Genomic DNA, 12,422 nt, shown 5'->3' with positions numbered 1-12,422 from the left:
ATGACGATGACCTATGATACGCTGCTGCAGCGAATGCTGAGCCGTGTTCCGAATACGATTGACAAGCGGGAAGGCAGTATTATTTATGATGCGCTTGCGCCTGCTGCCATGGAGATGGCTGGGCTTTATGAAGAGCTGGAGGAGCAGATGAAGCTGTCCTTTGTAACGACGACCTCGGGCGAGTACCTGTCCCTTCGATGCGCAGAATATGGAGTCAATCGAGAGCCGGCGACAGCTGCAAAGCGAAAAGGCTATTTTTACGGGGATAAAAAGGTGCCAGTGGATGTTCCCATTGGCAGCCGATTCGCCATCGATGAGCTGAACTATGTGGTTCGGGAAAAGCTGACAGTTGGAGAATATATGCTCGAATGCGAAACAACAGGCGAGATCGGCAACAAGCTGTTTGGTGCCATGCTGCCTATTCAATATGTGGACAAGCTAGTCCGCGCCGAGCTAGGCGAGGTATTGGTTGGCGGTGAGGATGAAGAAGATGATGAAGAGCTTCGTGCACGTTATTATGCAGCGGTGAATGAGCAGAGCTTCGGCGGAAACATAGCAGATTATAAAAAGAAGCTTCGAGCGCAAAACGGTGTTGGGGGAGTGAAGGTATTTCCAACCTGGCAAGGTGGAGGCACGGTCAAATGTACCGTGATCGGTTCAGATTATAAGCGTCCATCAGATGTACTGATTCAAGAGCTGCAAAATGAAATTGATCCAACCCAACAAGGAACGGGTATTGGACTGGCGCCTATTGGACACACAGTTACGATCGCCAGCGTGCAAGATGGCTATTTTTACGTTGAAGTCATCCTAACCTTGGAAGAAGGCATTACCGGTCCTCAGATTCAACCGGATGTGGAAGCAGCTGTTGAGAGCTATTTTAATGAGCTTCGCAAGTCATGGGAACGTGAAAGTGAGATCGTCGTTCGCATTGCTCAGATCGACGCCCGCATTCTTGGTGTTTCGGGAGTAAAGGATATATTGGATACACAGATGATTTACAACGGACAGTCTGGTATTCGAAGCAATGTAACGCTCGGAAGTGAAGATATTCCGATCCTCACGAAAGTAGGGGTGATCGTATGAATCGTCTCTTGAAGCATTTGCCTGAGTTCTATGAGGATATCGAAGATTTCAAGGAACTAACAGATACGGAACAGGTGGAACTGGAGCTGCTGGATAAGCAGCTCCTTCGTCTGCTCGATAATCAATTTATTAAGGCAGCAGACGCCGACACCATTAAGCGTCATGAGGATATCCTTGGCATTCGTGCCGATCCTGCTTTGGAAACCTTGGAATTCCGGCGCATGCGCGTTATCAATCGTTATTCGACAAAACCTCCGTTTACTGTGCGTTATTTGCAAAACCGGCTGGATTATCTGATCGGCGAGGGCCGTACGGCCGTGAATGTTGACCCTTCGGAGTTCCTGTTAAGGGTGACAACTAATATCAAGGACGCTCCGGTCTTTCGTGAAGTAGACTATACCATTCAGACGATTAAGCCCGCCAACATGGTGTATCAGCAGGATACATCGATTCAAAGTGACATTGAGCTGAAAGAATCGATAACGATGCGTGAGCTCGATCGGCAAGCTCGTTTGTCTACATCATGGCATGTAGGCAAGACACCGTTCGCGGTAGCGGGAGAAGAGGTGATCTTGAAATGATACCAACCGCATTTTTAAGCGACATTGCTGCTTATACGAAAGGACGCATTACTAAGGTGGTGCTTAATGGCAGCTATGTCATTTCGACATTTGAGCATGTTGATCTGGCAGACAATTTACTGTCGATCCAGTATCTTATCCCGAAGGGCGCTGTCGAGACCGTGTCCTTGATCGAGCTGCAGGATAAGGACGGACACGTGGTCAGCAGCAACGAGGTGCATGTGCCGATTAAGGCGGACACGATGCTCCTTCAAACCATTCAAGTAAAGGAGGCGCTGAATAAATGAGTTACTCAGGAAAAACAAATTGGCAGTTTGATGAAGTTGTGAAGGAAGCGGACTTGAATCGTATTGAGCAGGGACTTTTGGATGCTCATGCTGGAGTAGAGACGGCTAAATCCGAGGCGAAAGCTTATACCGATGAGAAGGTAGATGGGATTACGCCAGGGGCTATTGGGGCGGTGAAAAAGTCAGATTTTGATGCGCATACTGCCGATGCAGGGTTGCATGTAACGGCTGCTAAGCAAGCAGCTTGGGATGCGAAGGAGACTCCTGCAGGGGCGCAGGCGAAGGCTGATGTGGCATTAGCTGCCGCTAAGGCTGATGCAACGAGTAAGGCAACTCAAGCAGAAACAAATGCCAAAAATTTTACAAATAGCCTGCCTTGGCAAAGAGTGCGAGTTACTGATGACTTGGGGTTTGCAATCAACATAAGCAACGGTAATCTAAATGATGATAGACCAACTGGCTGGTATATGGGCAGCGTTATGGCAAATGCACCGTCAAGTGAGTGGTATTATGTTGAGATCATAAGACACAATAACTTATGGATGACTCAGACAGCTTTCAATTTTAATAATAACTACTCTTATACTCGTAGAAAGATGAATGGGACGTGGGGAGGGTGGACAAATAATCTAGATTCGGGTCAGGTTCGCATAATGAATGGTCAACTTGAATTCTTTAATGGGAGTGTGTGGAAAGCAGTGGGGGGGAAAATGTCTACTTTTAAAGGGAGTAACTCCATAAGAAAATTCAACAATGATTACGTAAGTATTTTTAATGTCCAAGGCTCGGGAGTATTTAATTGGTTATATTATGACTATCCAAATGGAGGAAATGTTGAGTCCAGAAACACATCTATAGTTGTAACATTAGATGGGCAATATTCTGTTGGGATGTACAGTGTATGGAGCAGTAATAATTATCTGGGTATTACAGGTGGAAGTGACTATAATAACAGATTGCATGGACTTCCATTCTCTAATTCTTTAGATATATCCTATAGATTTAGCCGAGATGATGAATATCTTTATGGAACAGTATACTATTCCTATTCACTTCATATATAGATGGGAGTTGAACAATCAATGAAGAAAACGTATAAAGAGGAGAACGGTTTTCTATTTTTATGTGAGAGTATAGGTGGAAATGAACTGAAGACACTAATTAGTAATGAAAAGCTAAATGTATGGACTGATAAAAATGAGATTCAAGCAGATGGGAAAGACAAAGCTTTAATCAATGTAGAGGTACTCAGATATGATGATTTGAAGCTAACTGATTATCAAGGAAGCTTAACAATTCAAATTATAGGAACTGATATTAATCATCAGGTCTCTTTAAAAAAGGGCAGTATCACATTTCCGTTCATTTCATCTCGATCAGGTAATTATAAGATAATAATAAGTTTAGATAATCAGACTTTTGAAGAAATTAGTATAGTGGCGGTGAATTAATATGGATGATAGATTTGTTTTGAAAATTACAGATCAGACTAAGTTTTCTAAAGATAAACAAGAACTAAGCCATCCCATAGGTGATATAAATGATGGGAAAGGTTATTGGAGAAGACTGAAGGGTAGTTTGGCAAAAATTAGAGAATCATCAAAGAAAATGTGAAAGATTAATCTTTACAGCTTTCGTGAGAACCAGTATAAATTAATGTGATTCTAGGCTGAAGTCATTTGATCTGTGAAATTGCACTAAAAATATAAATTTATTCCAATTACAATTCTTATCAAATAATAAGCCTTCGAAATTTCGAGGGCTATTTTTTTCACTCGTTTAAACGATGAGATGACTTTTTCCAATCTGTATGAGGGATAAGGATGGACACGTGGTCAGCAGCAACGAGGTGCATGTGCCGATTAAGGCGGACACGATGTTCCTGGCAAACCATTCAAGTAAAGGAGGCGTTGAATAAATGAATTACACAGGAAAAACGAATTGGCAGTTTGATGAAGTTGTGAAGGAAGCCGACTTGAATCGTATTGAGCAGGGACTTTTGGATGCTCATGCTGGAGTAGAGACGGCTAAATCCGAGGCGAAAGCTTATACGGATGAGAAGGTAGCTGGAGTTACGCCAGGGGCTATTGGGGCGGTGAAAAAGTCGGATTTTGATGCGCATACTGCCGATGCAGGGTTGCATGTGACTGCCGCTAAGCAAGCAGCTTGGGATGCGAAGGAGACTCCTGCGGGGGCGCAGGCGAAGGCTAATCAGGCGGAGGGGAATGCCAAAAATGCGAGTTTACCACGAAGTGGTGGAGTGATAACAGGTCCTGTAGAGTCCCATGCAGGTGGTAACAACATAGCTCTTAAAGGTGGAAGTGCTGACCATTCTTATCTTTCTTTTTTTGCAAGAACTGCTTCTCCCTCGACAAGAAGTGGGTATATTGGTTATCCAAATGCAGGTATAAAAGATTTGCATATAAAAAATGAAATTGCAGGCGGAAGTGTTGACATTACGGCATCAAAAGTGGTCACAGTAGGTGGTTCAGCTATTGTACGAAATAACAAGGGGATAAATACAACTATTATCATTTCAACAGCAGCACCTTCTGGGGGAACGGATGGAGACATATGGATTCAAATATAGGAGGTGAAATAAATGCCTTTTGAAATTAAAGATGGTGGATTATGGAAGAATCCTAAAAAAATTTATAGCAGAGATTCAGGGGCTTGGAAGCCAGTTAAGGTGTTATATGCTAAAGATAAGACTACTTGGAAAATGGTATCAAATTATCTTCAACCACTGAAGCCTATAAAAATGTATGCGAGTTTAGGTTCATCAATCGGGAATGGAGGGAGATACTATTATGAGTTCTCTCATACAGATTTTGTGAGAATGTATGCACAAGGACCGAATGCATCAGCTTCCATGCGAACATCGATCCCTATTGATCTAACTGGTCGAACAAACTTAACGGTAAAAATCTCAACACGTCAAAATAATTCTTCAACTTTTGGATATTGTAGAATTACTCTAACAAGAGAAAAGAATGCATATGCAAATAATTTGGGGTTATTATCATATGATTATAGCAATGTAGATGTCGAGAGTGATTTGATAACTTTTGATGTAACGGGGATAAATGAACCTGTTTATATCAATGTTTTTAGTTGTAATACCCCAAATGCATCAAATTCAATTACTAGGCATGTTGATTTAATAGAAGTGACAGTTGATAATGTTATTATTTATTCAGGAGCAGGAACTGATAACTTTATTATGCCCTTACGTAAAGGGTACTCTGCTGGAGGAAACATAACATTAAATTCTGATAACTTGAAGCTTGAAATTTATTCCTCTTATTCTCAAATAGCTGTTGTTTCAGTCCATCCAATGAAAGTTAGTAGTAGTACACAACAAGTCGAATGGAGCGGGACTGGTGGAGGAATTTGGTCATATGGTTCACTTATTTCAAATATAGACCCTGACGGTAAATTTTCAACGTATACTGAAAGGACTAGTAATAGTGGAGGCTGGGATCGAAAGTTTAATAGTCTTCAAACCTACTCAGTTTCTCAACCAGAATTTATTCGACTGCACTGTTACAGTGATTCTTCTGCAAGTTACAATTTTAGTGTCAATCTATATACACTTGGCACGACTAAAAAAAATTTCTGGAAACCATCAGATATTGATTGTTTTATTTAGTTTCTTAGAATTGAAAATCTGGATATACAAGAAATTAAAGATTTAACATGAAAGCCCTCGAATCTATCGAGGGCTATTTTATTTCCTCTAGGAGGTGAAGCGATGAAAGAGAATTGGATCAGCTTGGGGGTGTCGGTCATCGGGACGATCGGGAGCATGTTTTTGGGCGGATGGGATATTTCCTTGCGCATCCTAGTATTTTGCATGATCGCGGACTACGTAACAGGAGTTCTGGGAGCGATCCGAACGAGGACGCTGAACAGTGAGATTATGTTCTGGGGCGGTATTCGCAAGGCGATTATCTTTGTGGTGATTGCTCTAGCAGTCATGCTGGATGAGTACGTGGGAGATCACTCGCCAATTTTCCGCACGATGGCGATTTATTTCTATGTTGGACGGGAAGGGATCAGCATCGTAGAGAATCTTGGGGTGCTGAACGTCCCACTGCCTTCCTTTGTCAAAAAGATCTTAGAACAACTGCAAGAGAAAGGAGATGGCTCCAATGGCAATTATCCAAATGGGCAATAAGTACACCAACAGCAGCAGTCGAGACGGATATGTGCCGTGTGCCATTGTGAATCACATTTCGTCAGGCTCGATGAGCAGTATGGATAGCTGGTTTACGAGCGCCAGCAATAATGTGTCCTCGGCGCACTTTGGTGTCGCGAAGGATGGCCGCATTCATCAATATGTAGACATTCGGAGAATGGCGTGGGCCAATGGCTTAACGGCAACAGGAACAACGAAGGCGCCTGCCAAGGTTGTTCGAGATCGTCCAGGGATCAATCCCAACAAATATACGATTTCTATTGAACATGAGGGAATGGATGGAGACCTGACAGAGCCTCAATTTGCCTCAAGCATATGGCTGCATCGCTATATACAACAGGAAGTGGAGCGAATCTGGGGGAAGAAGCTGCTATTAGACTCCGTTCATGTGATTGGGCATTGCGATATTGACCCCATTCGCAAGGCGAATTGTCCGGGACCGAAGTTCCCGTGGGCACGGTTGCGATCAGCATTGGCTACAGAAGAGGGGCAAGCAGACATGGACAAGGTACAAGTATTCGTCAATGGACAGCCGCAAAAAGAAGGATTGCTTATTAACGGCGTCACGTATGTTCCAGCAAGAGCCGTGAGCGAAGCTTTGCAGGCGAAAGTCGAATGGGATCATGTGAAGAAAGTGGTACGAATCTCGAAATAATGATCGGCCTGATCTTTGTGTCGTGACGAAGAAAGCGGAGTAAAGCTCTCTCTTTTTTTGCTCAAAAACAGAACATATGTTCTATGAGACTTTATCAAAATCCTTTAAAAAAATGATAAAGAATCTATCAAAAACCTATAAACCAAACATGTGTTCGGTAATCTAAAATGATAGTGTGGACATCGTGAACAGATCAAACGATTGGGTGGTCATCATGAAGAGCTGATCGATTACTATGGATATCTCATTCCTATGGAAGCGATCAGCGAAGGAGGTGAGGAGGGTGATTGTGTATCGGGAACTGGTTCAGCAATGGCTTGTACCGCTGGGAGCCGCGATGAAGCTGCCCGTGCTGGCTGTAGACGAGGTGCAGGGCGACACGCCAATCACGCATCTTGCTTATGACGTGGTCGAGCCTTACAACGATTGCACGCCGCAGGAGCGGGAGAAGAACGACAAGCTGTATAAGCTGGTCGACATGGAGTGGAGGCTGTTCATCCGCGGAGCATCGCGCATGAGCCGGGTGGAGCAATGCCGTGAAGTGATTGGTTGGTTGAGCACAGTTGGTGTCGACGCTTTGGATGAGATACCTGCCGCACTGGTACGCATCCATGCTCCGCGCTGGGAGATGCAGGGCGGCAAAGAAGAATTAATCGTTCAGGTTCGACTGCGCATGCAGGACCAATTTATCAGAAAGCTGCCGCTTAACGAGACCATTGATGATGTGAAGTGGCAGCCGCAAGAGAACGCGTAGGCCAAAGTTCTTTAGATCAGGCCTACAACGCTATATAGGTTGAACGAAAACGATCATTTGCTCAACTCGTATAGAGGAATTTCAGCCATACATTTTTAGGAACAGGAACATTAAAAAGGAGTGACAGTACAATGACGCTACAAGATGTACAAGTAACGATTGATTTGCAGAAGCCGACGGGGCGCGTATCCTTCGCGATGCCGCTGATCCTGGGCAAGACAACAGCAGGCAGTGATTATAAGGAATATGGTGATCTGGAGTCCGTTAAAAAGGATTTTGGCGCGGATACGCCGGAAACGAAAATGGCAGAAGCAATCTTCGCTCAGGGCGATCACGCGCCTGCACGAATTGCGATGGTGGCTAGTGGTGAAAACGGCGATTCTGTAGAGACTCTTCGCCAGGTCATGGATCGCGGCTGGTATTATCTATTGGCTGCAGATGCTGCGCCAGCAACGGTGGATGCTCTCGCTGCAGCTATTGAACAGGATGACTATCGTGTGTTTGTCACACGTGTGGCGGATAAAGCACGGCTTCAAGCTCTTCATGCCAAAGCTTATACCCGCACCGTAGCTTTTTACCATAGCGATGACACCCTGTATCCAGATGCAGCCTTGGTCGGCAGCACAGGCTCCTACGATGTTGGCAGCGTGACTTGGAAATTCAAGACGTGCGCCGATATTACCGCGATGCCAGTCTCCGCTACCGAGCTGATGGAGATTCACGACAACGGCGGCATCACATATGTGAACAAGCAGGGTGAGGCTCGTACTTCTGAAGGTAAGACACTTTCCGGTGAATATATTGATGTAATCATGTCCCGCGACTATGTTCGCGCTCGCATGGAAGCGGAGATTCAGCATCTGCTGAACCAATCGGACAAGGTTCCTTACACGAATGCAGGGATTGCTCAGATTGAAAGCACGGTTGTAAACGTCCTTCAAGAAGCGTTCCGTCAGGGCATTATTGCAGAGGACGACAGCGGTGAGCCGTTGTTCGGCACCTCTTTCCTGCTTCGCAATGAGGTCGAGCCAGCCGACCGTGCAAGCCGTCATTACAAGGGCGGATCATTCTGGTTTGAGATCGCGGGGGCTGTGCACACGGTGCGCGTGAAGGGCGTTATTCGCTTTTAATAGCAGGCCAGATAGTACGTTTCATATAAGATAAATCGAAATCGATACGATAAGGATGGTGCAAGCAAATGAGTATTGGCATTTATGATGCAAAGCAAGTGTCCGTTATTGTCAACGGCGAATATTTGACGGGATTTGGAGAGAACACCTTTGTTGCCTGTGAAAAGGATGAAGAGCACACCGTTACACACGTAGGTGCTCGCGGTGAGGTAGCGATCGCGCATAAGAACAACCCTCTTGGCACAATCAAGCTCACGCTGATGTCCACTTCCCCGCAGCTAAGCTTGCTGCACAAATTAGCGCGCGAGAAGAGCATGTTCAGCATTTGGGTCGTCTCTCACAACTCCCCTCGTGAGCGTATTGGCGGTACACAGGCGGTGATTAAGAAGCTCCCTGCGGCCAACTATGGCGCAGAGCTTGAGGATCGCGAGTTCGAGATTCAGGTGCTGGATTACACACACGCCGTATAAATCAATCCACAAAGCAAAGATCATCTAGGAGGAATGGAAATGAGCAAGCAGAAGACGGTTACGATTGAACAAGAGGAATATGTGATTCAGCATCCGGGGGCTCGTGCGCTGATGCGCCTGTATGATACCGCTCTCAAAAGCGATGGAGGCTGGAAACTGGAGGATTCAATGGACTTTTTCCTGCAGTATGTCATTGTTTCCCCGCGCTTGGACTGGGATGCGCTTTCGGAACACACAGAAGTGCTGACGCCGCTATGGATGGAGTGTGCGCGCTTTCTCGGCATGATTGACACGCCCTTGGGATCCGAGTCATCCGACGTATAGTTCATCCATTTCTCAGAATCCGCTCCGGCAGTTGCTCTGGCAGGTTGTGCTGGAGAGCCGGGGCGGTATTTCTTATGAGACGGCCTGCGGCATGAGCATTGAAGAGCTGTGCGAGGCTGCTGCCGCCATGGATTGGCTGTACGGGAAAGGAGGGAAGTAAATGGATGATACCTCGGTACGAATAAAGCAAGAACTGCGCTCGATGAATGAACGGTTGAAGAAGCTGGACCCGGTGCTGTCGATCACGAAGGACTCCGTTCAGGATCTGACCTCACAGCTAGCGAAGACAAGTCAACAACTTAGCTCCAGTCTAAAATCGGCATTAGGCGGTTCGCAAGGGAGTGGACAAGCTGTAGCCATTCCTGGACTGGCGGGTCTAGAAAGTGCAGTGACTTCATTAAGCAGTCAGCTTCCCGGATTAGTTGGAGCAACGATATCATTATGGGATCAAGCATCTAGTATATCTTTAGGGATGTCCACTCTATCAAGTAATATTAGCAGCTTCACTACCGCCTTTACCTCTCAAATCAGTGGAAATCAATTTACTGCTGATGAGCTAGCTTCCAAAATAGCAAAAGCGATTAGCGATGAGAAGGACAAGGATTTACCACCATGGGTTAAAGAATTGAAAGACAGCTCGTTTATGAAAGGTGCTAATGGTGTAGCAGAACTAGTCAAACCCTTTAGCGATATCTTAGGTGCTTTTAATACAACTTTGGATTTTGGAGACAACGTAAAAGAAATACTTGGTGGTTTAAGAAATGAAGATCAGAAATCAGTCGCAGATTTATCGAAAAATTCTAAGAGTGTTGTATGCAACTGTAATTGCAAATGTAACTGTAATAGTCGAGATTCTGAATCAGATGTAGATTCTTCAGATGACACGGTTACTACCTCAGATACAGTTGAAACAGAAGAGAAAGATAAAAAAAAGAAGAAAACTAAAAAGACACGGAAAAAGACTAAAGGTAAGGGAAGAAAACGTAAATCCAAAAGCAAAAAAAAGAAAAATCGATCTGGAAAGTCTAACAATAGGCAATCAATTGATAAAGGCGAATTATCTGCGCATGAAAATACTAAAACCAATAAACCACCTACGAATACAAAACCGAGCAATGTGCCAAATCTCCAAGAAGGAAAAGGCAAGAGCTGGTGGAGCTTAGGAAAAGGTAAATTCGCGAAAAGAGCAGGAATTACTAGTTTAGCGGGAACAGCTGCAATGGCTTTATTTACAAATTCTGATACAGCTCAAGCAGCGGCGGATAAGACAATGCAATCAGTAGTGGGGCAGCAAGATAAATCATTAGCTGTAGCTGCCCAAACCGCTATCAACACGGTTCAAACGGGACGCGATCTAGCCGCAACCGCAAGCACGGCTTCGTCTGCATTGAGCTGGACGAAGAAGATTCTTACAGGTGCCAAGGTCGTAAACAAAGTTAGCCGCTTTGCGCGATTTACGCCAATGGGACTTATTGGAGGATTCGCACTAGATGCAGGGATTTATGCGGCAGAGAAATGGCTGCTGCCTAAGCTTGAGAAGAATACAAAGAAGGAAGAAGAGTTGACCGAAGAGCAGATTCGTAAAAATGCGGAGCAGATGCGTGCCTTTAAAGAAGCTGCAAACCAAGCAGCGTCGACTTCCAATCCAGGCTTCCAGCATACGATTCCGCCTACGTTCGGTACACTACCAGCTAGCTCGAATGTGCCAACGCCATCACCGACAACAGCTCCTGCTGAGAACCAGAATACAACGGATGCTTCTCCAGAGCCAAGTGCTCCAAGACCACAGCCGCATCCGGGAATGCTGGCAACACCGCCTGCGGCGACATTTTCAACGAAGCCATATACCTCTATGGGGACGCCGATGGAGCCTGTATCCGCACCCCCTGCGGCTAACAGCAATGCTTCAGCAAGGACGATCCCGCAAACCGTCGACGTCAATGCCAACAGCCAAGTGGTGATGAATCTGAACGTCAATGGCTATATCGATCGGAAGATGATCGAGGAGATCAAGCGCATTTGCAGAGAGCAGTATGAAAGTGCGTTCCGCTCCTTTGAAAGAGGCATTACGAGCAAGGTGCCGCTGCCCCCGCCGGTGAGCAAAGGAGGCATGATGTCCTATTAGTACGCAAATGAGCCGCTTGGGCGGCGTTGAGCTGTTTGTTACCTCGGAGGAACCGGAATACAGTGTGCAGGTGAGCAGCCACAACATTGAGAAGGGCGGATCGATTACCGACCATATTCAAAAGGAAGGCGTTACCCTCCATCTTGAAGGACTGCTGCTAGGACCTCAAGCTGCCAACTATCGGCATCGGCTGGTTGCTGCGATGAATGGAGGCAAGGTGCTTCAATATGTAGGGCGCAATTCGATGGTCAATGCGGTTATTACGAGTCTTCGCACCTCGCACGATTACTCGATTGCGAACGGCATGAGCTTCTCACTAACTCTAAAAGAAATTCAGCTCGTCAAGGTTGCTTACAAGGGTCTTCCAGGCAAGTCACAGGCGGCGTTGAAAGCCAAGAGCCGCTCCGGCAAACGCAACACGAGCTACCTGCCGACGCCGAAGGAGCATCTCATCCGAACAGGACAGACATGGGAAACCATTGCGAAGAGCTATCAGGTGGACTCGTATCAGCTGCGAACATGGAATCCGCATCTGGACCCGAACTTTCCGCCGCCAGCAGGCATGGTGCTCTCGATTGGGAAGAAGGCGACGAAGCAGCAGCAGGGGCAGAACACCGGAGCCCAGAATGCGATTCGTACGTATACCGTGCGTGCTGGGGAGACATGGAACACGGTGGCCTTTTTACACGGCATTTCTGTGCTTGAGCTTCAGGCCCGCAACCCGAACATCAACCCAAGATCCTGGCTTCGTGAGGGCATGGTGTTGAAAATTGATTAGGCGTCGACAGCAAAGAAACAGAAAGGGGGAA

At 45.8% G+C, this 12,422-nt stretch carries 16 protein-coding genes and 1 pseudogene; all 17 read left to right on the top strand.

Going from position 1 to position 12,422, the window contains the following annotated elements:
• A pseudogene (locus B9Y93_RS11105) lies at nt 1-762 on the top strand (baseplate J/gp47 family protein); the annotation flags it as partial.
• A 93-nt stretch (nt 763-855) separates the two neighbouring features.
• Entirely contained in the window at nt 856-1,086 is a 231-nt protein-coding gene (locus B9Y93_RS25290) for a hypothetical protein (protein ID WP_483406820.1), read from the top strand.
• Nucleotides 1,083-1,667, top strand: a complete 585-nt coding sequence (locus B9Y93_RS11100) for a putative phage tail protein (RefSeq protein WP_085494464.1) — start codon at nt 1,083-1,085, stop codon at nt 1,665-1,667. Before B9Y93_RS25290 ends, B9Y93_RS11100 begins: the two co-directional genes overlap by 4 nt.
• The gene (locus B9Y93_RS11095) at nt 1,664-1,954 is read left to right on the top strand and encodes a ketopantoate hydroxymethyltransferase (RefSeq protein ID WP_085494463.1); all 291 of its coding nucleotides are present in this window, start codon (nt 1,664-1,666) and stop codon (nt 1,952-1,954) included. The genes B9Y93_RS11100 and B9Y93_RS11095 overlap by 4 nt, the downstream gene beginning before the upstream one ends.
• On the top strand, nt 1,951-3,018 hold the full coding sequence (locus B9Y93_RS11090) for a pyocin knob domain-containing protein (protein ID WP_085494462.1): 1,068 nt from the start codon (nt 1,951-1,953) through the stop codon (nt 3,016-3,018). The genes B9Y93_RS11095 and B9Y93_RS11090 overlap by 4 nt, the downstream gene beginning before the upstream one ends.
• 18 nt (nt 3,019-3,036) lie before the next feature.
• Nucleotides 3,037-3,405, top strand: a complete 369-nt coding sequence (locus tag B9Y93_RS11085; protein ID WP_085494461.1) for a hypothetical protein — start codon at nt 3,037-3,039, stop codon at nt 3,403-3,405.
• Nucleotides 3,406-3,872: 467 nt separating this feature from the next.
• Nucleotides 3,873-4,544, top strand: a complete 672-nt coding sequence (locus B9Y93_RS11080; RefSeq protein ID WP_085494460.1) for a hypothetical protein — start codon at nt 3,873-3,875, stop codon at nt 4,542-4,544.
• Nucleotides 4,545-4,556: 12 nt separating this feature from the next.
• Nucleotides 4,557-5,606, top strand: a complete 1,050-nt coding sequence (locus B9Y93_RS11075; RefSeq protein WP_085494459.1) for a hypothetical protein — start codon at nt 4,557-4,559, stop codon at nt 5,604-5,606.
• Between the two features lie 102 nt (nt 5,607-5,708).
• Nucleotides 5,709-6,134 carry a phage holin family protein gene (locus tag B9Y93_RS11070; protein WP_085494458.1) on the top strand — a complete coding sequence of 142 codons (426 nt, stop codon included), beginning with the start codon at nt 5,709-5,711 and terminating at the stop codon, nt 6,132-6,134.
• On the top strand, nt 6,109-6,810 hold the full coding sequence (locus B9Y93_RS11065) for an N-acetylmuramoyl-L-alanine amidase (RefSeq protein ID WP_085494457.1): 702 nt from the start codon (nt 6,109-6,111) through the stop codon (nt 6,808-6,810). The genes B9Y93_RS11070 and B9Y93_RS11065 overlap by 26 nt, the downstream gene beginning before the upstream one ends.
• A 283-nt stretch (nt 6,811-7,093) precedes the next feature.
• Nucleotides 7,094-7,564: a hypothetical protein gene (locus B9Y93_RS11060; protein ID WP_085494456.1), complete on the top strand. Its 471-nt coding sequence runs from the start codon at nt 7,094-7,096 to the stop codon at nt 7,562-7,564.
• Between the two features lie 131 nt (nt 7,565-7,695).
• Nucleotides 7,696-8,694, top strand: coding sequence for a DUF3383 family protein (locus B9Y93_RS11055; protein WP_085494455.1), 999 nt, complete (start codon nt 7,696-7,698; stop codon nt 8,692-8,694).
• 68 nt (nt 8,695-8,762) lie between these two features.
• Nucleotides 8,763-9,164, top strand: coding sequence for a phage structural protein (locus B9Y93_RS11050; protein ID WP_085494454.1), 402 nt, complete (start codon nt 8,763-8,765; stop codon nt 9,162-9,164).
• A gap of 39 nt (nt 9,165-9,203) precedes the next feature.
• The gene (locus tag B9Y93_RS11045) at nt 9,204-9,488 is read left to right on the top strand and encodes a hypothetical protein (RefSeq protein ID WP_085494453.1); all 285 of its coding nucleotides are present in this window, start codon (nt 9,204-9,206) and stop codon (nt 9,486-9,488) included.
• Nucleotides 9,489-9,519: 31 nt separating this feature from the next.
• Nucleotides 9,520-9,648, top strand: coding sequence for a hypothetical protein (locus B9Y93_RS25045; protein WP_258960945.1), 129 nt, complete (start codon nt 9,520-9,522; stop codon nt 9,646-9,648).
• Nucleotides 9,649-11,613 carry a hypothetical protein gene (locus B9Y93_RS11040; RefSeq protein ID WP_085494452.1) on the top strand — a complete coding sequence of 655 codons (1,965 nt, stop codon included), beginning with the start codon at nt 9,649-9,651 and terminating at the stop codon, nt 11,611-11,613.
• Nucleotides 11,614-11,620: 7 nt separating this feature from the next.
• A complete protein-coding gene (locus B9Y93_RS11035) occupies nt 11,621-12,391 on the top strand; it encodes a LysM peptidoglycan-binding domain-containing protein (RefSeq protein ID WP_085494451.1) in 771 nt (256 codons plus the stop codon).
• The last annotated feature ends 31 nt before the right edge of the window (nt 12,392-12,422 follow it).

This window comes from Paenibacillus aquistagni, from assembly GCF_900177815.1.
Lineage (GTDB): Bacteria > Bacillota > Bacilli > Paenibacillales > Paenibacillaceae > Paenibacillus_B > Paenibacillus_B aquistagni.
This window is presented reverse-complemented; position numbering and strand designations above follow the sequence as displayed.

Coding starts and splice junctions, on each gene's coding strand:
- B9Y93_RS11095 (WP_085494463.1), top strand. CDS start 1,664: ATGATACCAACCGCATTTTTAAGCGACATTGCTGCTTATACGAAAGGA.
- B9Y93_RS11090 (WP_085494462.1), top strand. CDS start 1,951: ATGAGTTACTCAGGAAAAACAAATTGGCAGTTTGATGAAGTTGTGAAG.
- B9Y93_RS11045 (WP_085494453.1), top strand. CDS start 9,204: ATGAGCAAGCAGAAGACGGTTACGATTGAACAAGAGGAATATGTGATT.
- B9Y93_RS11050 (WP_085494454.1), top strand. CDS start 8,763: ATGAGTATTGGCATTTATGATGCAAAGCAAGTGTCCGTTATTGTCAAC.
- B9Y93_RS11100 (WP_085494464.1), top strand. CDS start 1,083: ATGAATCGTCTCTTGAAGCATTTGCCTGAGTTCTATGAGGATATCGAA.
- B9Y93_RS11035 (WP_085494451.1), top strand. CDS start 11,621: ATGAGCCGCTTGGGCGGCGTTGAGCTGTTTGTTACCTCGGAGGAACCG.
- B9Y93_RS11085 (WP_085494461.1), top strand. CDS start 3,037: ATGAAGAAAACGTATAAAGAGGAGAACGGTTTTCTATTTTTATGTGAG.
- B9Y93_RS11080 (WP_085494460.1), top strand. CDS start 3,873: ATGAATTACACAGGAAAAACGAATTGGCAGTTTGATGAAGTTGTGAAG.
- B9Y93_RS11065 (WP_085494457.1), top strand. CDS start 6,109: ATGGCAATTATCCAAATGGGCAATAAGTACACCAACAGCAGCAGTCGA.
- B9Y93_RS11040 (WP_085494452.1), top strand. CDS start 9,649: ATGGATGATACCTCGGTACGAATAAAGCAAGAACTGCGCTCGATGAAT.
- B9Y93_RS11070 (WP_085494458.1), top strand. CDS start 5,709: ATGAAAGAGAATTGGATCAGCTTGGGGGTGTCGGTCATCGGGACGATC.
- B9Y93_RS11055 (WP_085494455.1), top strand. CDS start 7,696: ATGACGCTACAAGATGTACAAGTAACGATTGATTTGCAGAAGCCGACG.
- B9Y93_RS11075 (WP_085494459.1), top strand. CDS start 4,557: ATGCCTTTTGAAATTAAAGATGGTGGATTATGGAAGAATCCTAAAAAA.